The organism is Deinococcus metalli (genome assembly GCF_014201805.1).
In the GTDB taxonomy this organism is placed as follows: domain Bacteria; phylum Deinococcota; class Deinococci; order Deinococcales; family Deinococcaceae; genus Deinococcus; species Deinococcus metalli.
The window spans coordinates 1-23879 of the sequence record NZ_JACHFK010000001.1; the positions used below are offsets into that span (position 1 = coordinate 1).

Sequence of the window (23879 nt, forward strand, 5' to 3'; positions counted from 1 at the left end):
CGCGGCAGGCGTCTAGGCTGTGGCGCATGACTGGGGTGAAGTCGTAACAAGGTAACTGTACCGGAAGGTGCGGTTGGATCACCTCCTTTCTACAGCGCTCCGCACCCCGCTTCACCACCACTGCCATCATCCATTGACGCGCCCGGATCCTGTGAAGGATCCGGGCGCTCTTCTTGTGCTTGCCAAAGAGAGAGCGGCCAGGAGTTTGCCTCCTGGCCGCTCTCTGAATATGCCTATTCCTGCGGCGATTCGTTCCAGGCCGTGACCAGAAGCTGCTGCACGCGCTCGGCCTCGCCGTCCAGCAAGCCGCTGACTTCCTGCTCCAGCAGCCGGATCGCCCGCCGCAGCGCCTGACGGTCGAGGTCCGGCAGGCCGCGCTGCACGTTCCAGCGCCGCAGTTCGCACGTCAGGATAGCCAGTTCGAAGGGGTCGCCACTCGCCAGGATCTCGGCCACGCGGCGGTGGCGGGCTGCCCACTGGCGCGGCAGGTTCAGGGTGCTGGACTTCAGGGTATCCAGCAGGGCGGGCATGTCCCGCACCGTCAGCGCGGCGCGCAGACCCGCGCCAGTGGGCGCGGCGACTGGAACGTACGCGCGGCTGCTGGTGTTGGCGAAGTCCACCTGGTAGTACGCCTGTTCCTGGCCGCCCACCGGGCGCTGGCACGTGCCCTGCACCACCCCGATGCCATAGGGGGGAAGCACGACGCGGTCTCCGGGCTGAAACGCAGGCTGGGTCATGGGGCTCCTCTGGAGCGGAGGGAGAACACTGTCGGCACGGCGATGGATGCCGCTCAAAGAACCGGCCCAGCGGGAAGCGGGGCCGGTTCAGCGGAAGGGAAGGACAGGGGCGATCACGTCGACCGGAGCCTGCCTTGATGACTGCATGACCATGATGGTAGGCGAGAATGGTGAGAGAAGTCGCAGGCGGTCTACACCATTGTTGAGTCAGACGGGGGTACCGGTGCGGGCAGGCGGCGCGATCAGGCCCAGCAGGGCGTCCAGGCTGAGGGCCAGCAACCCGGCGAGCAGCGCGCCGACCAGCACCAGCGCGGTGTTCTGCTGCGACAGACCGTCGATGATCGGCCCACCCAGGCCGCCGGCGCCGAGCGCGGCGCCCACCGTGGCCGTACCGACGTTATAGACGGTGCTGGTGCGTACGCCCGCCAGGATGACCGGCAGCGCCAGGGGAAGCTCGACGCGGGACAGGCGCTGCGCCCCGGTCATGCCCATGCCGCGCGCCGCGTCCAGCGTGCCCGGATCGACCGCCTGCAATCCGGCCACCGCATTGCTCACGACCGGTACCAGGCCGTACACGATCAGGCCGAGCAGGGTGGGCTTCCAGCCGAAGCCCAGGGCGGGCACGGCCAGCGCCAGGATCGCAAACGTCGGGACCGTCTGGCCCAGGCCCACCAGCGTCTCGGCCAGGCCGCGCAGCGCCTCGCGGTGAGGGCGGGTCACCGCCACCGCAATCGGCAGACCCAGCGCGACCACGATCACCGTGGAGAGCAGCACCAGTCCCAGGTGCGTCAGGGTGAGCTGCCACAGCGGCGGCGAGAACGCGGCGGGCACGTCGCCCAGGTGCAGGGGCCGCAGCAGCGCGCCCAGCACCCCCGGCACCAGCGCCACGACCAGCAGGGCCGGCCACACCAGCGTGCCCCAGCGGCGCCCGGTCCTCACGCGCTGCCTGGGCCAGCGGTCCGCAGCGCCGACCACGCCACCGTGCCGACCGGCTCCCCGCCCCGGGTGACGCCCAGGGTGTCGGTGCCGTCGCGCAGCATCACGCTCAGGGCGCTGCGGGCGTTCAGGGTGGCGTCGATACAGGGCATGCCGGCTGGCACCGGGCCCGGCGTCATGAAGGCCGCGACCGGCTGGCCCGCGAGCTGCCGCAGCGTGGCGTCCTCACCCAGGAACTGCCGCACGAAGGCGCTGGCCGGCCGGTGGATCAGGTCGTCCGCGGTGCCCACCTGCTCGAGCCGCCCGGCGTTCATCAGCGCGATCCGGTCACTCAGGCGCAGCGCCTCGTCAATGTCGTGTGTGACCATCACGACCGTCTTCTTCAGCCGCCGCTGGATATCCCGGAAGGCGTCCTGAAGGGCGTCGCGGGCCAGGGGATCGAGGGCGCCGAAGGGTTCGTCCATCAGCAGCACCGGGGGATCGGCCGCCAGCGCCCGCGCCACGCCCACCCGCTGCGCCTGCCCACCCGACAGCTCCGCAGGCTTCTTGTGGCGGTAGACCGCCGGGTCGAGCCCGACCAGCGCCAGCAGGTCGTCCACCCGGCGGGCCGTGTCGCGCCGGTCGCGGCCGAGCAGGTCCGGCACGGTGGCGACGTTCTGCGCGACATTCAGGTGTGGGAACAGCCCGATCTGCTGGATCACGTAGCCGATGCCGCGGCGCAGCGCCTCGGGGTTCAGGTCGCGGGTGTCCCGGCCGTCCAGCAGCACGCGGCCTGCGGTCGGCTCGATCAGGCGGTTGATCATGCGCAGCGTGGTCGTCTTGCCGCAGCCCGACGGGCCGAGCAGCGCGGTGAGTTCTCCGTCCGGGAATACCAGGTTCAGGTCGCGGACGGCGTAGGACGCCTCCCCGTAGCGTTTTTCCAGGCCCTGTACCTCGATCATGTGTCCTCCATCGGTGTCACGCGGCGCTCCCCAGGCGGCGGCCGAGCAGCCACTCGACAGCGCGCAGCAGGGAGTCCACCGCGATGGCCAGCACGGCGGCCGGCACAGCGCCCAGCAGGATCAGGTCGGCGGCGGCGCTCTGCAGCCCCTTGAAGATGTACGTGCCCAGGCCGCCCGCGCCGATCAGGGCGGCCACGGCGGCCACACCGACCAGCAGCACCGCCGCCTGCCGCACCCCGGCCAGCCACACCGGCAGCGCCAGGGGCAACTGCACCCGCCAGAAGCGCTGCGCGGCTGTCATGCCCATGCCGCGCGCCGCGTCGACCGCGCCGGGCGGCACGCCGCGCAGCGCCACCACACCGTTGCGCACCACCGGCAGCAGCGCGTACAGCGTCATGGCGGTCAGGGCGGGCGCCACGCCGATCCCGCTGACGCCCCACTGCCGCAGCACCGGGAGGGCATGCGAGAGGGCTGACAGCGGCGCGATCAGCAGGCCCAGCAGCGCCAGACTGGGAATGGTCTGTACGGCGTTCGCCGTGCCCAGCACTGCGCCCGCCACGCGCTCGCGGCCGGCGGCCCACACGGCCAGCGGCGCGCCGATCAGTACGGCCAGGCCCAGCGCGCTGCCCACCAGCCGCAGGTGCTGCGCGAGTTCCTGCACCCAGCGCGGCCCCTCGTTCCTGCCCTCGACCAGCACGGACCAGCTCGACAGGTGGCCCAGCAGCGCCAGCGCGGCGACCGGCAGCACCCACGCCCATGCCAGCCACCCGCCCAGGCGGGTGTCGGCCGCGCGGCGCGCTCCATACACCGCGATGGCCGCGCCCAGCACGTACAGCCACACGCCGCTGGCGGCGCTGGCCCGCGCGAACGGCACCTGCCCCACCAGGGCCGCGTGCGTGCGGTCACCCAGCAGCCACACGCCCAGGACCAGCGCCGCGCCGGCCGGCAGCCACACGCTGCGGCGGAACCAGCGGGCACTCAGGGCGGGCAGCACGGCCAGGAGCACGGCCACAGCCAGCCACGCGGCGGGCAGCCGCGCGTACTCGCCGGGCGCGAGGCGGTTGGGGCGCAGCAGCACCCACGGCAGCACGCTCCCGGCCAGCATGGCGGCGGCGCCCAGCCACAGCACCGCCTGCACGTCCGCGCGGGCAGCAGCGGGGGCGGAAGCCGCGACGACTCCCGCCCCCGACCCGCGGGGTGCCCTCATGTTCAGGGCTGATCCCACAGCGGGAAGGCGCTCACTTGATCAGGCCCTTGCTCTTGAGGTACTCGGTGGCGACGTCCTGGGCGGTGCGGCCCTCCAGCGCGACCTTGGCGTTGAGCCCCTGCATGACGGGCGCCGTCAGTCCCGCGAAGGTCTTGTTCAGCAGCGCCGCGACCTGTGGGTTGGCCTTCAGGGTGTCCGTGCGGATGATCGGCGCCGGCTGGTACACCGCCTGCGCGCCCTTGGGGTCCGTCAGGGCCACCAGCTTGAGCGCGCTCAGCGTGCCGTCCGTGCCGTAGGCCATCGCTGCGTTCACACCGTTCGTGCCGTTCGCCGCCGCCTGCTGTGTCTGGGGGGGCGTCGCCCCGGCCAGCACCAGTTTCTGCGCGGCCGTGAGCTTGAAGCCGTACGCCGCCTCGAAGGCGGGCATGGTGTCGGGGCGGTTGAAGAACTCGGGGCTGCCCGCGATCTTGAAGGTGCCGCCGCCCTTGAGGTAGGTGGCGAGGTCGGCGACGCTGGTGAGCTTGGCGCTGGTGGCGAGCGTCTGGGGCACGGAGATGACCCAGGTGTTGTTGATGTTGGCGGGCCGCAGCCACGTGATGCCGTTCTTGGCGTCGAGCTGGCGGGCCAGGGCGGCGATGGTGGTGGGGTTGCCGGCCTGCTTGGGGGTGATCTTGGCGTCGGGGAAGAGGTACACGGCGTTGCCGGTGTACTCGGGATAGACGTCGATCTCGCCGGCGAGGATGGCCTTGCGGTTGACCCCGGTGTCGCCGAGGTTGGTCTTGTCGGTGACCTCCAGGCCGGCGTTTTTGAGGGTGAGGAGGATCATCTGGCCGAGGAGCTGCGCTTCGGGGTCCAGTTTGCTGCCCACCACGATGGGCTTGGCGGCCGCACTGCCCACCAGGACCGCCAGGGTCACGCTCAAGAGAGTCTTCATGAAGTCAACGTAGTCGCCCCGGGGGGGGCGGCCGGGTAGGGGAGGTCACAAAACCCGGCCGTGACGCCTGAGATGAAGGTTGAGTGAACGCGGTGGACCCCCATATGGCAACGGGCCCACCGTGAAAGGCAGGCCCGTGACGTGACGCGCGCTCGGGTTACAGGGTGCCCTTGAGGGTGCTGGCGACCTTGAAGCGCACCTTTTTGCCGGCCGGAATGGTGATCTTCTGGCTGGTGCCGGGGCGCACGCCGGTGCGCGCGGCGGTCTGCGCCACGCTCAGGGTGCCCAGACCCGGCAGGCCCACGCTCTGCCCGCTCTTCAGGGCGCCCACGATGGCGTCCAGCATCGTGGCGACCGCGTCTCCGGCCTGTTTCTTGTTCAGGCTGGTCTTGTCGGCCACCGTGTCGATGATCTGGGTCTTGGCGATCTTGGTGCTGGCGCTGCTGGCGCGCTGCGGAGCGGGCTTGGCGGCGGGCTTCTTGGGGGCGGGCTTGCTGGCTTTGGCCATGCATGTACCTCCAGGCGTGGATTTGAGCCGGCGCGCGGCCCAAATGAACGGTAACATACAATTGATCGTCGTCAAGCCGTTTTGCCCGCGCCAGGCGGGCACTTTTGCAGCAATTCTGCTGTCACCGTAAGGACAAAAACGCTGTGAAATCGGCGCAGCCCGCACCACAACGGCAAAAATATATGTGCGTAAGATGTGAAATTGGTTAAACCGGCGTGCTGGTCGCGGCCCGCAGGTTCAGCGTCCGCACCCGCCCGGTCAGGGCGTCCAGCGTCCACACGCGGCCCCGCAGCGCCTCGCCCACGCCGCCCAGCACCTTCAGGGTCTCCAGCGCCATCATGCTGCCCACCACGTTCGGCAGCGGCCCCAGCACGCCCGCCTCGGCGCACGACTCCGCGTCCTCCGGCACCGGGAACACGTCCCGCAGCCCCAGGCCCGGGCCGAACACGCTGAGCATGCCGCTGGTGCCCGCCGCCGCGCCCCACACCCACTCCCGGCCCGCCCGCGTGCACGCGTCCGCGACGGCGTAGCGGGCCTCGAAGTTGTCGGTCGCGTCCACCACCAAGTCCGCCGCCCGCACCAGCGCGTCGGCATTCCCGGCGTCCAGCGGCGGCGCCACCTTCACCCGGACGTGGGAGTTGATCGCCTGGGCGCGCGCGGCGGCCACGTCCGCCTTCAGACGGCCCACGTCGGCGGCCGCGTACAGCGTCTGGCGGTGCAGGTTGCTGAGTTCCACCCGGTCGCCCTCGCTGATCACCAGCGCGCCCACGCCCGCGCCGGCGAGCTGCGCGATCACCGGCGTGCCCAGGCCGCCCGCGCCCACCACCAGCACGGTGGCAGCCCGCACGCGCTCCTGCGCGCCGGCGTCCAGCCATTCCGGGACCAGCAGCGGCCGCGAGTAGCGCCGCAGCTCGGCTCTCGACAGTTCCGGCCTCGGCAGCTCGGCTTCGTGACCGCGTCCCGACATGCGGCCCAGTGTAGAGCGCGCCCGTAGAATGCGGCGCGTATGCCCGCCCTGCTGCTCGTTGCCGCCGCGTCCTACCTGCTCGGATCGCTCGTGGCGGGCGTCCTGTACTCCCGCCTGCGCGGCGAGGACATCCGGGGCCGGGACCTGCCCGGCGGCAGCGGCACGTACCGCCAGTACGGTGTTGGCGCCGCAGTGCTGGTGACAGCCCTGGACATCCTCAAGGGTGCGGCGGCCGCCGCGCTCGCGCTGCACGTCACGCCGCAGGCCACGTGGATCGCCATGCTGGGCGTGGTGCTGGGGCACTGCTATCCCGTGTACTTCCGCTTCCAGGGGGGTGGGGGCATCGCGCCGCTGCTGGGCGCGCTGCTGGTCGTGGCGCCGCTCACGCTGGCCGGCACCGTCGCCACCGCCCTGGTGGTGATTCCGCTGTACAAGGCCACCCTGCAATCGCGCGTGACCCTGAACGCCGTGCCGGTGGCGACCGTCATCGCGGTGCCGGTCGGGCTGCTGCTCGCCACCCGCTACGGCGGCCTGGCAGACCTGCTCGCCGGCGGGGCCGCGATGGCCGTGCGCGCCGCGCACCTGCTCATCCGACCCCCCGTGCCCGCGCCGGGCGCCGGCCGGTCATGAGCGCCCGGCGGGTCCTCGGATTCGTCATCGCCGCGGTGGGGGCGCTGGTGCCGCTGGCCTCGGCCGCGCCCGTGCTGGAGGGCCGCACCCTGCGCTACGAGGACGGCCCACGCCTGGTGTGGCAGCGCACCTACCCCGCCGCCATGGGCGACCTGAGCGGCCCCGTGCAGGTCGGCACCGTCACGTACCTGGGGGCCGGGCCCAGCGTGTACGCCATGAGCGCGTCCGGGCGCGTGCTGGGCCGCGCGGACCTGCCGGGTCTGGTCACGTCCATCGACGCGTCGGGCGGCGCGGTGCTCGCCACCACCCAGGAGGGCGGTGTCAGCGAGCGCTACACCCTCGACGCCAGCGGCGGTCTGGCCGTCCGCGAGCGCGTGGTATTGCCGCCGGACCGGCGCGTGACCGGGTGGCTGGCCGCCGTGGCGGACGCGACGCCCCCCGCCCTGCTCGCGCAGGCGCTGCAGGCCGACCCCACCAATCCCTTCCTGGCGCTGCGCGAGGTCCGCGCCACCCCGGACGATCCGTACCGCGCGCTGAGCAGCGTGCGGCGCGCCCTGAGCGGCCCGCTGCCCTTCCCGGCGTGGGTGCAGCTGGCCGCCCGGCTGGACGCCGGCGGGTACCCGTCCGCTGCGGACGTCGCGCTGGGCCGCGCCCTGCGGGACGCCGCCGCGCGCGGCATCGACCCGGAACTCCCGGTCAGCCGGGCCACGCTGTCCGCGTACGGCAACCCCAGCGGCTACGTGGGCAGCCTGCTCGCGCAAAACCGCCTGGCCCGCGCGGACGTGTGGATGCGCTACCTGCGCGACCTCCACCCGCGCTTCGAGGGCGGCCCGGCGCTGTACGAGCGCTACGCCCGCATCCTGGACGCCCAGGGCCGCAGTGGCGAGGCCGAGGGCTGGCGGCAGTTCACGCGCTCCCTGAACGCCGGCACGCTGTACAACCTCGGCCCCCAGGGCCTGCGCAGCGTGCGCGACGCCGCCCGGCTGGCCACCCTGAGCCTGGTCGTGGCGCTGGCGGCTGCCCTGTGGGCGCTGCAGGCCCGCGCGTGGACCACGCAGGGCGCCGAGACCGCGCCGCTGGGCGGCCGCTGGAGGTCGTGGCTGCGCCACCCGCTGGCGCGTGCCCGGCGGGTCACGGTCGCGTACACCTCGCTGGGCGAGCGGCTGCTGCTGGCGCTGCTGGCCGCCGCGCTGCTGGTGTCGCTGGGCGGGTGGCAGTGGGCGAACCAGGCGAGCGCCGCCCTTCGCGCGCCTGCCCTGAACCTGGGCACCTTCGGCGGCGCGCAGGGAGCACAGCTCGCGGACCTGAACCTGCGGCCCGGCGCGGACACCGCCCTGCTGGGCGGACTGGCCGCGCAGCTTGACGGAGACGACGGCGCTGCCCGCGACGCGTACACCCGCGCGCTGCCCGATGCGTGCGCGCAGAACAACCTGGGCGTGATCGCGCAGACCCGCGGCGACGAGGCTCAGGCCCGCGAGAACTACCGCGCGGCGCTGTCCGCCCGGCCGGACCTGGCGGCGCCCGCCTTCAACCTCGGCCTGACTCCGGCCGTGCCCGCCGCCGCCTTCCAGCGCACATACCGGCCCGGCGAGCCGCGGCTGTGCTACCCCGACCAGCGCAGCCTGACGCGCGCCACCACCGGCGACCTGAGCACGACGCTGCGCACCCTGCTGCGCTCCCCGCAGGACGTGGTCACGGCCGCACCGGGCCGCAGTCCGCGCCTGGGCGCGCTGCTGGCGGCCGTGGCGCTGCTGGTCGCGCTGCTGGTCCTGTCGCTGCTGCTGCCCCGCGCGGCCCTGGCGCTGCGCCGTGCCCGCCCGCTCGGGTACCGCGCGCTGGGCCTGCTGCTGCCCGGCACGACCCTGCTGGACAGCGCGTGGGGCGGCGTGCTGCTGCTCGCGTGGAGCGCGGCTGTGGCGGCCCTGGCGCCCCGCGCGGGCGTGATCGCCTTCCCGGACCTGCCGACCGTGGCGAGTCCCGCCGGGCAGGGCGCGGTGCTGGCGCTGCTGATCGCCACCTACGCCCTGAACACCGTGGTCTTCGTGGCGGCCGAGGTCCGGCACGCGCAGCGCGTCCGGCGGGACGCCGCGGCGTGAGCGCCTGCTAGCCTGCGGTCATGGAGCATGCACGATGAAGCTGGTGGTCGGCGTGACTGGCGGCAGCGGCATTCCCTACGCGCTGGACGTCCTGCGCGCCCTGAACGCGGCCGACGTGGAGACGCATCTGGTCGTGTCCAGCGGTGCCAAGCGGGTGATGAGTGCCGAGGGCGGCCCCGGCCTGGCCGACCTGACGGCGCTGGCGACCCACACGCACGACGACCGTGACCTGGCGGCCGGCATCGCCAGCGGGTCGTTCCGGACGCAGGGCATGCTGATCGTGCCGTGCTCGGCCGGCACCCTGGCGAAGGTCGCGCACGGCTTCGCGGACACGCTGCTGACCCGCGCGGCGCACGTGACCCTCAAGGAACGCCGACGGCTGGTGCTGGTCGTGCGCGAGGACCCGCTGCCGCGCCCGGCGCTGCTGAACCTGCTCGCCGCGCACGACGCGGGCGCCACCATCATGACCGCCAGCCCCGGCTTCTACCACGCGCCGCGCGACGTGGCGGCGCTGCTGAACTTCGTGACGGCGCGCGTGCTCGACCAGTTCGGGCTGGACACGCCCGGCTTCCGCCGCTGGCGCGACACGCCCGAGGACACGTGAGCGCCGCGTGTTTCCTGGCCGGCACGGTCGCCGCGCTGATTCCCGCCGCCGGGGCCGGCACGCGCCTGGGGCAGGGGCCCAAGGCCTACGTGGAGGTGGGCGGACAGAGCCTGCTGGCCCGCAGCGTCGCGGCGCTGCGCCCGCATGTGGACGAGGTGGTGGTGGCCCTGCCGGAGGGCGGCGCGCCGGACCTGCCGCCGGACGTGCGCGTGATCGCGGGCGGCGCGACCCGCCAGGACACCGTGCACGCCCTGCTGTGCGCCACGGCGGCCGACTACGTCCTGATCCACGACGCCGCGCGGCCCTTCCTGGGCGAGGCGACCATCCTGGCGCTGCTGGAGGGCATGGTGGAGACGGGCGCGGCGACCGCCGCCCTGCCAGTGGCCGACACCCTGGTGCGCGCCGCGCCGGGCGGCGAGTGGGGCGAGTTGACGTCCCGCGAGGGCCTGTGGGCGGTGCAGACGCCGCAGGCCTTCCGGCGGGCGCTGCTGCTGGACGCGCACCGGCGGGCCCGCGCGGACGGCCATGCCGCCACCGACGACGCCGGACTGGTCGCGCGGCAGGGCGGGCGGGTGCGGCTGGTGCCGGGTGACGCCCGCCTGTTCAAGGTCACCACACCCGCGGACCTGCCGCTGGCCCAGGCCGTGGCCCGCGTGTGGGATGCTGGAGATCATGCCTGACGCGCCGATGAGCGGCACCACCTACTTCGCGCCGGCCAAGGTCAACCTGGGCCTGAGCGTCCGCGCCGTGCGCGCCGACGGCTACCACGACCTCCATACCCTGATGGTGCCGCTGCAGGTGGGCGACGACCTGACCGTCGCGCCCGCCCCGGCCCTGACGCTGGAGGTGTACGGTGCGGACCTCCCGACCGGCGACGGCAACCTGGTGTACCGCGCCGCCCGCGCGTACCTGGACGCGGCCGGTACGGACCGCGGCGCGCACCTGGTCCTGCACAAGCGCCTGCCGCTCGCGTCGGGCCTGGGCGGCGGCAGCAGCGACGCGGCCACCACCCTGATGGCCCTGGCCCGCGTGTACCCCGCCGGCGTGGACCTGCACGCCATTGCCCGGACGCTGGGCGCGGACGTGCCGTTCTTCCTGCTGGGCCGCGCGGCCGTGGCCGAGGGCACCGGCGACCTGCTCACGCCGCTGCCGGTGCCGCGCACGCCACTGGTGCTGGTCAATCCCGGCGTCGAGGTCAGTGCGCGCGACGCCTACCGCTGGCTGGACGCCGAGGAGACCACCACTCCGCCCCTGGACATTGACGAGGTGCTCGCCACCCTCGCCGACGGCCGGCCGGTGCCGTACACGAACGCCCTGCAGGGCCCGGTGGCCGCCCGCCACGCCCCCGTGCGCGACGCGCTGGCCGCCCTGGGCAGCGCCGGCCTGCGCTCGCCGCTGATGAGCGGCTCGGGCAGCACGTGCTTCGCGCTGGCCGCCAGCGAGGACGCCGCGCACGCCGCCGCGCAGGCCATCGCCGTGCAGCACCCGGCGTGGTGGGTGCACGCCACCTGTACCCTCTGAGCCGCACCCGGTTCGGTGACCGGCGCGGCTCATGAGTGCTCCTGTCGCCTTCATGGGAGGGGTGGTCAGAGGCGGGTAAGGGTGCCGCGCTTACGGTGGGTCCACAGCCAGCACCGTGCTGGCGGGTGCCCGGAACGCGCTTCAGGTCCTGTTCCGTCCGGGTGGCCGGGAGTGCACCGCTGATGACGCTGACCGATCCGCCGCAATTCAACCCCACGCCGTACGCGTTCGCGCAGGCGGTGTCGTTTCCGCAGGTGCTGGCCCTGCCGCACCGGGACGCGTTGCCCGACGGGGACGTGCTGACCTTCCGCTTTCCGAACGGGTACGGGGCGGTGATCACGCGGGCGGCGGGCGTGCCGCCGGAAGCGGCGTTCGAGTTCGGGGTGCTGGACTGCACCTTCGACCAGCCGCGCCTGACGGTGCAGCCGTCGGTGTGCGGGGCGGTGGTGCAGGGCGCCGCGTACGACGTGGTGGCGCAGCTGCTGCAGGCGGCAGAGCGGCTGCCGTGCCACCCCGCGTGGGAGCGGGCGCTGGTGGCGCTGGAGGACGAGGAGTTCTAGCCGCGCGCGGCGGGATCGCTATATTGAACCCAGTCCAACGGAGTGGAGGTTCATATGGCGACAGGCAGGGTGACGCGGTCGGGCGCGCGGCGCGGCGTGTGGGCGCGGCGGCTCGGGTGGGGCGTGGCGTGGGCGGTGCTGGTCCTGCTGGCGCTGCTGCTCGCGGCGGTGCTGTGGCTGCGCGCGACCTCGGTGCCGCGCGTGAGCGGGACGCTGCGCGTGCCGGGCGTGCAGGGGCCGGTGACGGTCACGCGCGACACCTGGGGCGTGCCGCACATCCGCGCGGCGTCGGACGAGGACGCTATGTACGCGCTGGGCTTCGTGCACTGGCAGGACCGGGCGTGGCAGATGGAATTCCAGCGCCGCGTGGCGCAGGGCCGCCTCTCGGAGGTGCTGGGCGCGGCCGCGCTGCCGCAGGACAGGTTTCTGCGGACGTGGGGCTTCCAGCGGGCCGCAGTGTCGGCCCTGCCAGCTCTGGAGCCGCGCACCCGGCGGCTGGTGAGCGCGTACACGGCCGGCGTGAACGCAGCCATGCGCCAGGGCAAGGTGGCCGTGGAATTCCGCGTGCTGGGCTTCACGCCGGGGGCGTGGACCGACGTGGACAGCCTGTCGTGGAGCAAGCTGATGGCCTACGACCTGGGCGGCAACATGGACGACGAGGTGCTGGGCAGCCGGGTCGTCAAGCGTCTGGGCACCTCGGGGCTGGCGCAGGTGACCGCGCCGTATCCGGCGGGTGCGCCGACCATCCTGAGCGCGGACGAGGTGGGGCAGGAACGGCCCACGCCCGCCGGCCCCTCGGGCAGCGTCCTGCTGCCGGACGCCGCGCTGACCGCGCTGCGGACACACCTCGCGGCCGCGGCCGCGCTGGGAATGCAGCCGGTGCCGGGCAAGGGCAGCAACGACTGGGTGGTCGCGGGCCGCCGCACGGCGAGCGGCAAACCCATCCTGGCGGACGACCCGCACCTGGCCCTGACCAGCCCCATGCTGTGGTATCTGGCCGATGTGCAGGGGAGCACCCTGCACGCGATTGGGGCCAGCATCCCGGGCCTGCCGGGCATCGTGATCGGGCGCAACGACCGCGTGGCGTGGGGCGTGACGAACGTGAACCCGGACGTGCAGGACCTGTACGTGGAGCCGGCCAGCGTGACGCTCACGTCCCGCACCGAGGTGATCAAGGTGAAGGGTGCGCCGGACGTGTCGCTGGTGGTGCAGGAAAGCGCGCACGGCCCCATCGTGAGCGGTGCGGGCGCGGCCGGCGTGGGCGAGCGCGTGGCGCTGAAGTGGACCGCGCTGCAACCCGGCGACACGACCATGGACGCCTTCTTGAACCTTAACTACGCCCGGAACTGGACGGACTTCACGGCGGCCCTGTCGCGTTACGTGGCGCCCAGCCAGAACTTCGTGTACGCCGACGTGGACGGCAACACCGGCTACTACGCGCCGGGCCGCGTGCCGATCCGGCGCGGCTGGGACGGCTCGCTCCCGGTGGCCGGCGACGGCGCGCACGAGTGGGCGGGCTACGTGCCCTTTGCGCAGCTGCCACACACCCTGAACCCGGCCGACGGCCTGGTCGTCACGGCGAACAACAAGGTCATGCCCGACTCGGCCATGCTGGGCACCGCGCGCAACTGGGCCGAGCCGTACCGCGCCGAGCGCATCACGCAGCTCCTGCAGGCCAAGCCCACCGGTCTGAGTGTGGCGGACGTGCAGCGCGTGCAGCTCGACACGACCAGCTCGGTGTGGCGCGACTTCCGGGCGGCGCTGCTGAAGACCGTGCCGGACGGTGAGGCCTCCGCCCGCGCGCTGGACCTGCTGCGGACCTGGGACGGCGCGGAGACGGTGGACAGCGTGCCCGCCACCATCTTCGAGGCGTGGATGATGCAGCTCCAGACGATGGCGCAGGACGAACTGGCCGACTCGACCGTCATGAACAGCCTGAGCGTCCTGAACCAGCTGCGCAGCGACGGCGAACTGTGCCGCGACGAGGCGGCGGGCGTGGCCGACTGCGCCGGGGAACTGCGCGTGACCCTGAAGGCTGCCGTGGCCGACATAACGGCCCGGCTGGGCAGCGATCCCGCAAAGTGGACGTATGGGCGGCTGCACGCCGTCGCCAGCACCCACCGCGCGTTCGGCGGCGTGCCCGCGCTGGCGTGGCTGTTCAACCACTCGGCGCCCACGCCCGGCGGCACGAACACTGTGAACGTGGCCCGGCCCGAAGCCGGCACCTTCCGCCAGACGCACGGCCCCAGCTACCGCCAGATCATCGACCTCGCCAACCCGGACGCCAGCGTGTACACCGGCAGCCTGGGCCAGAGCGGCAACCCGCTGGGGAACCACGTGAGTGACCAGCAGCCGCGCTGGATCGCCGGGCAGTACCTGCCCATGAGCACCCGCCCCGCCGACTGGGGCCGCACGGCGACCCTCACGTTGCAGCCCGCCCCCTAAGGGCTAGACTGCCGGCATGGCCGAACTTGACCGTGTGCGCGAGGCCCTGCGCGCCAGCATGACCGCCTGGGCCACCCTGGAAGTCCGGGGAGACCAGGCCCGCGTGATTCCCGCCCCGGACCCGGACGCCCTGGCCGCCCACCTGGAACGCGTCGATCCGCAGTGGGGCCTCGCGTGGGCCTGCGACAGCGTGCAGCCGCCGGTGGTGCGCGCCCGCCTGACCCTGCACGGCACGGCCCGCGAGGGTCTCGCCACGGCGCACACGCTGAACGACGCGAAACTCGCCGCGCTGGCCGACGCGGCGCGCACGTGGGGCGTGGCCCCCGCCGGCGACAGCGCGTGGGTCGAGTACGACCAGGAGGACGGCGCCAACACCACCGACCTCGATGCCGACGCGCCCATCGCCGCGGCGGCCGCGCCCCGGCCCGCGCCGCCCGAACCGCCCCGTGATCCGCAGATGGAAAAGGCCCGGCGGCACATCGAGGACCTGCTCGAACAGCTGAAGGTGGCGGGGCGCGGCGGGGACGCTGCCCGCATCCTGATGCGCGGCTACGGCGAGACGCTCGACGAGAGCCGCGCCATCTACAAGGAGTTGCAGGCGCTGCTCAAGGGCTGAACTTGACCAGAGCGCAGGCGAGCCCGAAGACTTGGGCTCGCCTGCTCGCCTTTCAGCGAGGTCGGGGGCGGGCCCGCGCCGTCCGCCGGACGTCCAGCAGGCGCAGGCCGAAGCCGTACGCCACCAGCGCGACCGACACGCCGTACAGCACGCCCAGGTGGTCGCTGCCCGACGTGATGCCGTGGGCGGTCAGCAGCACGAAGGCGGGGTACGCGGTGAGGTGCAGGGCCTTCCACACCCGCGTGGACACGTGCCGGCGAAGGTGGGTGCTGACCACGACCAGTGCCAGCACGTACAGGCCCAGCGTGCCCAGCGCGACCGGGAGGGGCAGCACGGTGCTGCGGCCGGGAATCAGGATCGCCGCGAAGGTCTGTGGCGACTGCCGGTCCACCGTGAGCAGCACGCCGTGCAGCGCGCCCAGCGCCAGCGCGAAACCCGACGCGACGCCGTGCCACCCGGCCTGATACGCGCGGTTCAGCCACGTGGGCGCGGAGCGGCTGCCCAGCAGCGCGCCGGTCGCGGTGGTCACCGCCAGCAGCATGTACGCGACCGTGCCCGTCGCGCGGTTCAGCGTCCATGCCAGCGTCTGTGGGCCCAGGTGCAGCCAGCACGCGGCGTACGCCAGCCCGAACACGACCAGCAGCGACGCCGTCAGCAGGGTGTTGCGCTCGTCGTCCAGCACGCCGTTCACGCGCGTGGGCCGGGGAGGCGTGCCGGAGGTCATGCCGCCCACCGGCCCCAGCGGCCGTCCTGCCACGTGTGGACATGACCTGCCCGGTCAAAAGCCAGCAGGCGGGTGCCGGGGGGCGCCACGTCGCGCAGCACGTCGTCTGCGCCCAGCAGCGCCACTTTCGCCAGGGTCTCGGCCACAGTCACGCGCCCGGCCAGCGCCGTCACCTGCACGAACGCCGTGTCGGCACTGCGCCCGGTGCGCGGGTCGATCACGTGGTGCCCGCCGGCCCACGCGCGCTTCAGGACGCTGCTGGTCGCCACGCCCGCCACCCCCGCGCCCACGTTCACGTACAGAGGCGACCCGTCCGGCGTCTCGATACCCACCGTGCCCCCCTGCGGGAACTGCACGTGCAGGTCGCCGCCCGCGTCCAGCACCGCGTCCCCGCCCAGGAAGCGCGCGGCCTGCTCCGCGATCCAGCTCTTCGCGGTGCCGCCCAGGTCGAGCCGCACCCCGGCCGGAATGCGGATCACCTCATACGTGGCCACCACGCCGTCCAACGCGGGCACCGGCACCGCGTCCCGCACGGGCGAGTCGCCGGGCGCGGCCTCGTATCCGGCCGCCTCCAGCGCGCCCAGCACCGTCGGGGTGATCAGACCGCGGGTGCGCCGCGCCACGTCCAGCGCGTGCCGCACGGCCAGCACCACGTCAGCGGGCGGGTCCAGCAGCTCGCCGTGCGCGTTCAGCCGCGTCAGGGGCGAGGGCCGGAAGCGGGTCAGGAGGCCCTCCAGGCGGCGCACCTCGTTCAGCGCCGCGAAGGCCCCCTGCCCGCTGGCGCGCACGTGTGTGCCCAGCGCCTCCAGCGTCAGCTCCGGCACTGGGAGCAGCGCGGGCGTCACGCTCCGCTCCATCACGATCCCCTCGTGGTGCCGCGCGACCAGCCCTGCGGCTGCGCCGAGTACGTGGCGTCGGGCGCCGCCTGAGTCCAGCCGCCCTGCGTGGTGGCTGCCCAGCCGGCATCGTCGGTGTCTTCAGGGAGCACAGCAGAGGTCTGCGCGTTCGCCCCCACGCCGCTGCCCAGCCACGACACGGTCAGGCCCAGCGCCAGGCTGCCGCTCAGGAGCAGCAGGGACCCCGTTGCCCGCCGCGGGTCGAAGGAAGGTCGGGTCGTCCGGGCGGGGGGCGTGGTCGTCATGGCGCAGTGTGTGCCGGCGCGGTTAGAGGGCGGGGAACGCTACCCTACCCGCATGTGGGCCCAGCGCGACCTGACCCTGCCGCCCGCGCGGCGCGGCTTTCACCTCATCACCCGCGAGGTCGTGGCGGCCATGCCGGAACTCGCCGGCGTGCGCGTGGGCCTGCTGCACGTGTTCATCCAGCACACCTCCGCCAGCGTGACCGTCAGCGAGAACGCCAGCCCGGACGTACGCCGCGACTTCGAGACGTACTTCAACCACGCCGTTCCCGACGGCTGGGCAGCGTTCGAGCACACCCTGGAAGGCCCGGACGACATGGCGGCCCACATCAAGGCCAGTGTGCTCGGCTCCAGTGTCACGCTGCCCGTGCGGCGCGGCCGGCTCGCCCTGGGCACGTGGCAGGGCGTGTACCTGTGCGAACACCGCGACCACGGCGGCCCGCGAACGCTGGTGCTCACGCTGACGGGGGAGGGGGAATGATGATCGAGGTCTGGGTCTTTCATGGCAACAGCGGACGGCACACGTCTGGCGTGTTCTCAACCCGGACACTCGCAGAGGACTGGATCCTTCACCATCGCCTCAGCGGCGTGCTCACGGCCTATCCGCCCGACCGGGGGGTGTACGACTGGGCGGTGAGACGTGGAACCTTCAGAGCAAGGCGAGACGGGCACCACAGTCCAGCGTTCATCGGCCCGTTCAGCAGCGCCGTTCAGGATCACGCGCACCACGAAGATGGTGTGCGCGTTGCGGGATGCGAGTAAACAACCCTCACCTCACGCCGATCCATTCGGGTACAGTGAGGCACGGTGCTGCGCGCCGTGTTTTTTTTTGCTCCGGCAGGGAAAAGCAAGTCTGCGCGCGCGGCCGGAGGGCTGAAATGCCTGGAATTGCAATCGTTGGGGCCCAGTGGGGCGACGAGGGGAAAGGGAAGATCACGGACTTCCTGGCCCCGGAAGCCGAGTTCGTGGTGCGCTATCAGGGCGGCGCGAACGCCGGGCACACCGTCACCGCCCGGGGGCAGACCTTCAAGCTGAACCTGCTGCCCAGCGGCGTGCTGCACGACGGCACCGTGTCGATCCTCGGCGACGGCATGGTGATCGACCCGGCGAAGTTCCTGGAGGAACGGCAGAACCTGCTGGATGCCGGCCTGAGCCCCGAGCTGCGGATCAGCGACCGCGCGCACCTGGTGCTGCCGCACCACAAGTACGTGGACGGCCGCAAGGACTTCGTGGGCACCACCGGGCGCGGCATCGGCCCGGCGTACGCGGACCGCGCGCGGCGGGTGGGCATCCGCTTCGGAGACCTGGCGGACGACGCGGTGCTCGCCGAGCGCCTGGAACGGTTGCTGGAGGCCAAGCCGAACTCGACGCGCGAGGCCGGCTGGCACAGCGTGCAGGACGGTCTGGACGGCCTGGCGCCGGTGCGGGAGCAGCTGCTGCCCTTCGTGCAGGACACCGGCGAGCAGCTGCGCGCCGCGATCCGGGACGGCCGCAACGTGCTGTTCGAGGGCGCGCAGGCGACCCTGCTCGACCTGAACTACGGCACGTACCCCTTCGTGACCAGCTCCCACCCCACGGTGGGCGGCATTCTGGTCGGGGCGGGCGTGAACCACAAGGCGATCCACAAGGTCTACGGCGTGGCAAAGGCCTTCAACACGCGCGTCGGCCACGGTCCCTTCGTCACGGAGGTGCTCGACGACGCCGGGGTGCTGAGATTGCGCGGCGACGGCAGCAAGCCCTGGGACGAGTACGGCACCACCACGGGCCGCGCCCGCCGGGTGGGCTGGTTGGACCTCGCGCTGCTGAAGTACGCGGTGGACGTGAACGGCCTGGACGGGCTGGTCATCAACAAGATGGACGTCCTGGCGGGCCTGGACACGGTGCCGGTGTGTGTCGGCTACGACGCGGACGGGCAGCCCGTGATGCGCGACATGAAGGGCTGGGCGACCACCGAGGGCGCCACCAGCCGCGCGACCCTGGCGCCCGAGGCCCAGGCGTACCTCGACCTCATCGAGGAGGCGGTGAACTGCCCCGTGGTGATCTTCTCGGCGGGGCCGGCGCGGGAACAGACCTACGGCGAGGTCAGCTGGCGCTGACAGGAGGAAGGCCGGATGGTCCGTGTCCTGACCGTTCCTTGAACCGCGGTAGGCCGGAACCGGCGCCGCAGCGGACCGCCGGCGGAGTGGGGAAGCGCCCGACCCGGCCCGGAGCGCCGGAACGCTCATGAAGCAAATTTGACAATTGCCGCGGGTGGGGGTGACCTACACTCGCGGCATTCATGTTCGTGCCGGCCACCGTGGTCGGCGCGGTAAGGAGTTGCACCGTGACCATTGAACCCATGATCAGCGCCGCCGACGAGAAACAGGAAGTGCCGGGCCTGCGCCACCTGACCGAGCGCTGGCTGTCGGCCATCGGCGAGGAGCCCGACCGCGAGGGCCTGCTGAAGACCCCGCACCGCGTGGCCAAGGCCTGGGGCTTCCTGACCGCCGGCTACCACAAGACCCTGCACGACGCCGTGGGCGACGCCGTGTTCGCCGCGGACGGCAGCGAGATGGTGATCGTCAAGGACATCGAGTTCTACTCCATGTGCGAGCACCACATGCTGCCCTTCTACGGCCGGGCGCATATCGCGTATATCCCGGACGGACAGATCCTGGGCCTGAGCAAGTTCGCACGCATCGTGGACCTGTACTCACGCCGGCTGCAGGTGCAGGAGCGCATCACCACCCAGATCGCGGACGCGGTGCAGGAACTCCTCGCGCCCAAGGGCGTGGCCGTGCAGATGGAGGGCGTGCACCTGTGCATGGCGATGCGCGGCGTACAGAAGCAGAATTCCAGCACGACCACCTCGGCCATGCGGGGGATGTTCAAGGACGATCCCCGGACCCGCGCCGAGTTCATGAGCGCCGTGCAGGTGACGCTCCGCAGCCGCTAGCAGGGCAGCCCCGCCGGCAGCATATGAACCCGGGCCTCCGCACACGCTGGAGGCCCGGGTTCATCATGTGGACAGATCAGCTGTCCCGACGCTCCAGCCACCCGGCCAGCCACGGCAGCTTGCGGCCCACCTGCTCGCGCATGCCGCCCCAGTAGCGGCGCGACCACCCCTCGATGGTGCGCTGCTTGCCGCGCGCGACCGCCATGGCGCCCTCGGGCACGTCGTCGTGGACGGCGCTGCCGGCGGCGATGAAGGCGGCATTCCCCACGGTGCGCGGCGCGATCAGGGTGGAATTGCTGCCGATGAACACGCCCGCGCCCACGGTGGTGCGGTGCTTGTTCACGCCGTCGTAGTTGGCGACGATGGTGCCGGCCCCGACGTTCGTCTCCTCGCCGACCGTCACGTCGCCCAGGTACGCGAGGTGCCCGGCCTTGACGCCCGGCGCGAGCTGCGCGTTCTTCGTCTCCACGAAGTTCCCGATGTGCACGCCCTGACCCAGGACCGTGCCCGGCCGCAGCCGCGCGAACGGTCCCACGTCGCTGCCCGCGCCCACGCGCGCGCCCTCCAGCACGCTGTGCGGCTTTACCACCGCGCCCGCTTCCAGCGTGCTGTCGGTGACCACCGCGTACGCGCCGACCGTCACGCCGTCCTCGACGCGCGTGTCGCCGCGCAGGATCACGCCGGGCTCCAGCGTCACGTCGCGGCCCAGGACCACGGTGTCCTCGATGTACACGGTGGCCGGCATGTGGATGGTCACGCCGGCGCGCATGTGCCCCTGCGTGATGCGCTGGCGGATGATGTCCTCGGCCTCGGCCAGCCCGGTGCGGTCGTTCGCGCCGATCACCTCGCCGGGATCGTCGATGCGGAAGGCGTGGGCCTCGGCGCCCTCGGCACGGTACAGACCCAGCAGGTCCGTCAGGTAGTACTCGCCGCTCGCGTTGGTGTTGGTGATGCGGTGGGTCAGGTCCGTGGCGCGCGAGTCCATCAGGTAGACGCCGCTGTTGAATTCCCGCACGGTGCGTTCCAGCGGCGAGGCGTCCTTCTGCTCCACGATCCGTGTCACGTTGCCGGCCTCGTCCCGGATGATCCGGCCGTACCCGGTCGCGTCCGGCAATTCCCCGGTCAGGATCGTCATGGCGCTGCCGCGCGCGCGGTGGTCGGCCAGCAGGGCGCGCAGCGTCTCCACCCGCAGCAGCGGCGTGTCGCCGTACAGCACCAGCACGTCCGCTCCCGCGTGGTCTGTCAGGGCGTCCAGGCCGCACGCGAAGGCGTGACCGGTGCCGAGCTGCCGGTCCTGCCGGGCGAACACCACGCCCTGGCCCACCAGCGCCGCCTCGACCTGCTCCGCGCCGTGTCCGGTCACCACCACCACCTGCCGGGCGCCCACCTCCTGCGCGGCCTTCACGGCCCACGCGACCATCGGCCGCCCCGCGACCGGGTGCAGCACCTTCGGCAGCGCGGATTTCATGCGGGTGCCCTGGCCGGCCGCCAGGATCACCACGTCCAGCGGACGTTCGTTTGCGTTCATGCGGTCACCTGTGGGTGCAGTCTATGCGGGAGCGTCCTCACGCGCCGGCCGGCACCTTCGCGCTCGCGCCGTCGGGCGTCAGGAACTCCCCGGTGGCGGCCGAGCGGTCGTCGGGCCGGGTCCGCAGGCGCCACAGCATGTAGATGCTCACGATAATCAGCGGAATGGAGATCAGGTGCGTTTCCGTGAACAGCCCGATGCCCGGCGCGTTCAGGCCCTGGTTCAGGTAGGCCTTGGGAAACAGCGGGTTGAGGCGGAAGGTCTCCTCCCAGCCGGCACGCAGGACCGAGTACCACAGCCAGAACTGCCAGAACGCCCACCCGGACTTGCGCGACCGCAGCCAGTAGAACGCCGCGACCGACAGGATGATCCCGATGATCACGCCGTACATCTGCGTGAAGTGCACCGGCGCGGTCATCACGACCTGCCCGCCGATGGTCTGGCAGTACTGCGACAGGTCCAGGTCCGGGTTGGGGTTCGGCACGCACATGCCCTCGTGGAACGCCCGGGCCGACGCCGGCCAGTGGAACCCGATGGGCCACCCGGTCACGCGGCCCACGGTATCGGTGCCGTTCATGATGTTTCCGATCCGCCCGCCGATCACGCCGAAGGCCACGCCCGGCACCGCGAGGTCCGCGTAGCGGAAGAAGTCGAAGCGGTACCGGCGCGCAAAGTAGATGATCGTCAGGATCCCGCCGATCAGACCGCCGTGGATGCTGATGCCCCCAGCGCGCAGGTTCACGATGTCCAGCAGCACGCGAGGAAAAGGCGTGCCGGCGAACTGGTGCCACGACGTCGCCACGAACACCAGCCGCGCGCCCACCAGACCCCACACGATCATCCACAGGATCATGTCGTTGAAGAGGTCCACGTTCAGGCCGCGTGCCCGCGCCATGCGGGTGCCGACCCACACGCCGGCCACGATGCCCAGCGTGATCAGCACCCCGTACCAGGCGATGGTGAACCCACCGATATTCAGAAAGACAGGATTCATAAGTCGCCGCCCAGTGTACGGCAGGCGGCGGAAGGCGGATGGCTGAACGCTCGGGGCACGCGGCCGGGGGCCAATGGCGAAGGCAGAGGGCCCTGTTCTCGAGCCTTCTGCCTTCGTTCTTGAACCGTCTGCGCTGTTGAGGTGCTCAGGTCAGGTGCCCAGGATGCTCTGCTCGATCTCCTCGGCGGGCGGCGGCACGCGGAACACCCGCGAGAGCAGCACGCCCAGCTCGTACAGCGCGTACAGCGGCACGGCGACCAGCATCATGTTGCCGGGGTCCGGGGTGGGCGTGATCACGGCGGCAGCCACCATCACGGCGACCAGCGCAAAGCGCCAGCCCTTGCGGAGCATCACGTGGTTCACGATGCCGATCTTGGTGAGGATCACGGCCAGGATCGGCAGTTCGAAGGCCAGTCCGAACGCCACCAGGAAGGTCGTGACCTGCCCGATGTAGTTGCCCAGACCGAGAATGGGCGTCACGGCGCCGCCCAGGAAGTCCAGCAGGAACTTCACCATGGCGGGCAGCACGAGTTCGTACCCGAAGAGCGCCCCGGTCAGGAACGCCACACCTGCTCCGATGATGAACGGCAGCGCCCAGCGCCGCTCGCCGGGGTACAGGCCGGGGGCCACGAACGCCCACACCTGCCACAGGATCAGCGGCAGCGCAATGGCCAGGCCAGCCCAGAAGGACAGGGTGAGGCTGATCATGAACTGGTCCGTGAGGTTCAGGGTCACGACCTGCACCTTGCCCTCCTGGAACATCACGGAGTTGTGCAGGGGCATCTTGATCAGCTCGATCAGCTGCACGCGGTACTGGAACGTGATTGCCATGGCGATCGCCAGAAACACCACGGAGATGATCAGACGCTTGCGCAGCTCGTCCAGGTGGTCGAAGAGCGGCGCGCTCTTGAGTTCGGCGCCTTTCGTCATGCCACGCTCCTCAGCTGCGGTGTTCGCTGACCGGGGTGTTCACGTCCGTGATGGGCGCGCCCGTGACGGGGTCGAGCTGCCGGCTGGGCACGTCGGTCGCGGCCTTGGCGTCGGTGGTTTCGCGCTTGAACTCGCGGATGCCCTGCCCCAGGCCCTTGCCCAGTTCGGGCAGCTTGCGGGCTCCGAAGATCAGGGCGATGACGACGAGCAGCAGGATGATTTCCAGGGGACCTAAGGACATGGGATGCCTCCAGTGCCGGGCCGGAGCCGGGCGGAACGAGCGGGGAGCGTGAGGGGCGGCCGGGCAGTGTGCTTATGATCGGCCCGTTCATCCAGCCATATGCCCGCCACCGGCGAGCGGATCATTAGCCAACCTTAAGCTAGCCCGGGCGTATTGAGCCGGAGTTAACGCACGTTCCGCCGCGCTTCGGCCCGCAGCCGCGGCAGAAGCCGCTGGGCACGCGCTGCGGCGCACAGTGGCGTGTGCCGGCGCACGCGGTCGCCAGCAGGTCACCCGGCGGGGGCATGATCCAACTCCGGGGAGGGCGCATATCCCTGGTCGAGTGGAGGGACCGCCGGACGGCCGGCGCACACCCACAGCCACTTTCGCCCCGTGCCGCCCCGCGGCGCACAAGGAGTCCAGCATGCCCAACATCGGCGCTCCAGAACTGATCCTGATCGTCCTCGTGGCCCTGGTTGTTTTCGGGCCGCGCAAACTCCCGGAACTCGGCAAGTCGCTGGGCGCTGGCCTGCGGGAATTCCGCAAGGTCACCAGCGGCGTCACCGATGAGTTCAAGGCGGGCATCGAAGCTCCGAACCCGCAGCCGGTCGCGGTGACGACCGTGACGCCCGCCCCGGCCCCGGAGCGCGCTCAGCACGGGTCCTGATCCTGGCCCACGGTGCCCGGCGCGCCGGTGCTGAAGGTGAC

General features: G+C 72.1%; 27 protein-coding genes and 1 rRNA gene. 14 read left to right on the top strand and 14 right to left on the bottom strand.

Annotated elements, in window-relative coordinates:
- A 16S ribosomal RNA gene (locus tag HNQ07_RS23800) occupies positions 1 to 89 on the top strand; the annotation flags it as partial.
- Between the two features lie 144 nt (positions 90 to 233).
- Here HNQ07_RS23800 and HNQ07_RS00005 read toward each other — a convergent pair.
- From HNQ07_RS00005 to HNQ07_RS00035, 7 genes are all read right to left on the bottom strand, one after another.
- Complete coding sequence (locus HNQ07_RS00005) at positions 234 to 737, bottom strand: CarD family transcriptional regulator (protein ID WP_184108616.1); 504 nt, start codon at positions 735 to 737, stop codon at positions 234 to 236.
- Between the two features lie 207 nt (positions 738 to 944).
- Positions 945 to 1676: an ABC transporter permease gene (locus HNQ07_RS00010; protein WP_184108618.1), complete on the bottom strand. Its 732-nt coding sequence runs from the start codon at positions 1674 to 1676 to the stop codon at positions 945 to 947.
- Positions 1673 to 2614 (bottom strand): ABC transporter ATP-binding protein, encoded by a 942-nt coding sequence (locus HNQ07_RS00015; RefSeq protein WP_184108620.1) that lies wholly within the window; start codon positions 2612 to 2614, stop codon positions 1673 to 1675. Before HNQ07_RS00015 ends, HNQ07_RS00010 begins: the two co-directional genes overlap by 4 nt.
- A 16-nt stretch (positions 2615 to 2630) precedes the next feature.
- Positions 2631 to 3821, bottom strand: a complete 1191-nt coding sequence (locus HNQ07_RS00020) for an ABC transporter permease (RefSeq protein WP_308430866.1) — start codon at positions 3819 to 3821, stop codon at positions 2631 to 2633.
- A gap of 31 nt (positions 3822 to 3852) precedes the next feature.
- The gene (locus tag HNQ07_RS00025) at positions 3853 to 4755 is read right to left on the bottom strand and encodes a glycine betaine ABC transporter substrate-binding protein (protein ID WP_184108623.1); all 903 of its coding nucleotides are present in this window, start codon (positions 4753 to 4755) and stop codon (positions 3853 to 3855) included.
- A gap of 157 nt (positions 4756 to 4912) precedes the next feature.
- Positions 4913 to 5263, bottom strand: a complete 351-nt coding sequence (locus HNQ07_RS00030) for an HU family DNA-binding protein (protein WP_184108625.1) — start codon at positions 5261 to 5263, stop codon at positions 4913 to 4915.
- 205 nt (positions 5264 to 5468) lie between these two features.
- Positions 5469 to 6230 (bottom strand): HesA/MoeB/ThiF family protein, encoded by a 762-nt coding sequence (locus HNQ07_RS00035; RefSeq protein WP_184108628.1) that lies wholly within the window; start codon positions 6228 to 6230, stop codon positions 5469 to 5471.
- 39 nt (positions 6231 to 6269) lie between these two features.
- Between HNQ07_RS00035 and HNQ07_RS00040 the strand changes: the two genes are divergently transcribed.
- The 8 genes from HNQ07_RS00040 to HNQ07_RS00075 all read left to right on the top strand — a co-directional run bounded on the left by HNQ07_RS00040 (position 6270) and on the right by HNQ07_RS00075 (position 14702).
- Complete coding sequence (locus tag HNQ07_RS00040) at positions 6270 to 6860, top strand: glycerol-3-phosphate acyltransferase (RefSeq protein ID WP_184108630.1); 591 nt, start codon at positions 6270 to 6272, stop codon at positions 6858 to 6860.
- Positions 6857 to 8956: a hypothetical protein gene (locus HNQ07_RS00045; protein ID WP_184108632.1), complete on the top strand. Its 2100-nt coding sequence runs from the start codon at positions 6857 to 6859 to the stop codon at positions 8954 to 8956. Before HNQ07_RS00040 ends, HNQ07_RS00045 begins: the two co-directional genes overlap by 4 nt.
- Positions 8957 to 8990: 34 nt before the next feature.
- The gene (locus HNQ07_RS00050) at positions 8991 to 9560 is read left to right on the top strand and encodes a UbiX family flavin prenyltransferase (protein ID WP_184108634.1); all 570 of its coding nucleotides are present in this window, start codon (positions 8991 to 8993) and stop codon (positions 9558 to 9560) included.
- Positions 9557 to 10240 (top strand): 2-C-methyl-D-erythritol 4-phosphate cytidylyltransferase, encoded by a 684-nt coding sequence (ispD, locus tag HNQ07_RS00055; RefSeq protein WP_184108636.1) that lies wholly within the window; start codon positions 9557 to 9559, stop codon positions 10238 to 10240. The genes HNQ07_RS00050 and ispD overlap by 4 nt, the downstream gene beginning before the upstream one ends.
- A complete protein-coding gene (locus HNQ07_RS00060) occupies positions 10233 to 11081 on the top strand; it encodes a 4-(cytidine 5'-diphospho)-2-C-methyl-D-erythritol kinase (RefSeq protein ID WP_184108638.1) in 849 nt (282 codons plus the stop codon). The genes ispD and HNQ07_RS00060 overlap by 8 nt, the downstream gene beginning before the upstream one ends.
- Positions 11082 to 11263: 182 nt before the next feature.
- On the top strand, positions 11264 to 11641 hold the full coding sequence (locus HNQ07_RS00065; protein WP_229831823.1) for a hypothetical protein: 378 nt from the start codon (positions 11264 to 11266) through the stop codon (positions 11639 to 11641).
- A 54-nt stretch (positions 11642 to 11695) separates the two neighbouring features.
- Entirely contained in the window at positions 11696 to 14086 is a 2391-nt protein-coding gene (locus HNQ07_RS00070; RefSeq protein ID WP_184108641.1) for a penicillin acylase family protein, read from the top strand.
- Positions 14087 to 14102: 16 nt separating this feature from the next.
- The gene (locus HNQ07_RS00075; RefSeq protein WP_184108643.1) at positions 14103 to 14702 is read left to right on the top strand and encodes a single-stranded DNA-binding protein; all 600 of its coding nucleotides are present in this window, start codon (positions 14103 to 14105) and stop codon (positions 14700 to 14702) included.
- 52 nt (positions 14703 to 14754) lie between these two features.
- On the opposite strand, the gene HNQ07_RS00080 is transcribed toward HNQ07_RS00075, so the two are convergent.
- Genes HNQ07_RS00080 through HNQ07_RS00090 form a run of 3 tightly spaced genes read right to left on the bottom strand, consistent with a single transcriptional unit; the run spans position 14755 to position 16567 of the window.
- Entirely contained in the window at positions 14755 to 15426 is a 672-nt protein-coding gene (locus HNQ07_RS00080; protein ID WP_184108650.1) for a ferric reductase-like transmembrane domain-containing protein, read from the bottom strand.
- Positions 15423 to 16271, bottom strand: coding sequence for an FAD:protein FMN transferase (locus tag HNQ07_RS00085; RefSeq protein ID WP_184108652.1), 849 nt, complete (start codon positions 16269 to 16271; stop codon positions 15423 to 15425). Before HNQ07_RS00085 ends, HNQ07_RS00080 begins: the two co-directional genes overlap by 4 nt.
- An 11-nt stretch (positions 16272 to 16282) precedes the next feature.
- Complete coding sequence (locus HNQ07_RS00090) at positions 16283 to 16567, bottom strand: hypothetical protein (protein WP_184108654.1); 285 nt, start codon at positions 16565 to 16567, stop codon at positions 16283 to 16285.
- A gap of 52 nt (positions 16568 to 16619) precedes the next feature.
- On the opposite strand from HNQ07_RS00090, the gene HNQ07_RS00095 reads away from it, so the two are divergent.
- The 4 genes from HNQ07_RS00095 (at position 16620) to folE (ending at position 19499) form a co-directional block, all read left to right on the top strand.
- Complete coding sequence (locus HNQ07_RS00095; RefSeq protein ID WP_184108656.1) at positions 16620 to 17045, top strand: secondary thiamine-phosphate synthase enzyme YjbQ; 426 nt, start codon at positions 16620 to 16622, stop codon at positions 17043 to 17045.
- On the top strand, positions 17045 to 17326 hold the full coding sequence (locus HNQ07_RS24560; protein ID WP_446333881.1) for a DUF7710 domain-containing protein: 282 nt from the start codon (positions 17045 to 17047) through the stop codon (positions 17324 to 17326). Before HNQ07_RS00095 ends, HNQ07_RS24560 begins: the two co-directional genes overlap by 1 nt.
- Positions 17327 to 17442: 116 nt before the next feature.
- The gene (locus HNQ07_RS00100) at positions 17443 to 18660 is read left to right on the top strand and encodes an adenylosuccinate synthase (protein WP_184108658.1); all 1218 of its coding nucleotides are present in this window, start codon (positions 17443 to 17445) and stop codon (positions 18658 to 18660) included.
- 242 nt (positions 18661 to 18902) lie between these two features.
- Complete coding sequence (gene folE / locus HNQ07_RS00105; RefSeq protein ID WP_184109782.1) at positions 18903 to 19499, top strand: GTP cyclohydrolase I FolE; 597 nt, start codon at positions 18903 to 18905, stop codon at positions 19497 to 19499.
- Between the two features lie 76 nt (positions 19500 to 19575).
- On the opposite strand, the gene glmU is transcribed toward folE, so the two are convergent.
- The 4 genes from glmU to HNQ07_RS00125 all read right to left on the bottom strand — a co-directional run bounded on the left by glmU (position 19576) and on the right by HNQ07_RS00125 (position 23192).
- The gene (glmU, locus tag HNQ07_RS00110) at positions 19576 to 21027 is read right to left on the bottom strand and encodes a bifunctional UDP-N-acetylglucosamine diphosphorylase/glucosamine-1-phosphate N-acetyltransferase GlmU (protein WP_184108660.1); all 1452 of its coding nucleotides are present in this window, start codon (positions 21025 to 21027) and stop codon (positions 19576 to 19578) included.
- A gap of 37 nt (positions 21028 to 21064) precedes the next feature.
- Positions 21065 to 22021, bottom strand: a complete 957-nt coding sequence (locus HNQ07_RS00115) for a prolipoprotein diacylglyceryl transferase (RefSeq protein WP_184108662.1) — start codon at positions 22019 to 22021, stop codon at positions 21065 to 21067.
- 150 nt (positions 22022 to 22171) lie between these two features.
- Complete coding sequence (gene tatC, locus HNQ07_RS00120) at positions 22172 to 22951, bottom strand: twin-arginine translocase subunit TatC (RefSeq protein ID WP_184108664.1); 780 nt, start codon at positions 22949 to 22951, stop codon at positions 22172 to 22174.
- A gap of 10 nt (positions 22952 to 22961) precedes the next feature.
- Positions 22962 to 23192 (bottom strand): Sec-independent protein translocase subunit TatA/TatB, encoded by a 231-nt coding sequence (locus HNQ07_RS00125; protein WP_184108665.1) that lies wholly within the window; start codon positions 23190 to 23192, stop codon positions 22962 to 22964.
- A 403-nt stretch (positions 23193 to 23595) separates the two neighbouring features.
- Between HNQ07_RS00125 and HNQ07_RS00130 the strand changes: the two genes are divergently transcribed.
- Positions 23596 to 23838 (top strand): twin-arginine translocase TatA/TatE family subunit, encoded by a 243-nt coding sequence (locus tag HNQ07_RS00130; protein ID WP_184108667.1) that lies wholly within the window; start codon positions 23596 to 23598, stop codon positions 23836 to 23838.
- The last annotated feature ends 41 nt before the right edge of the window (positions 23839 to 23879 follow it).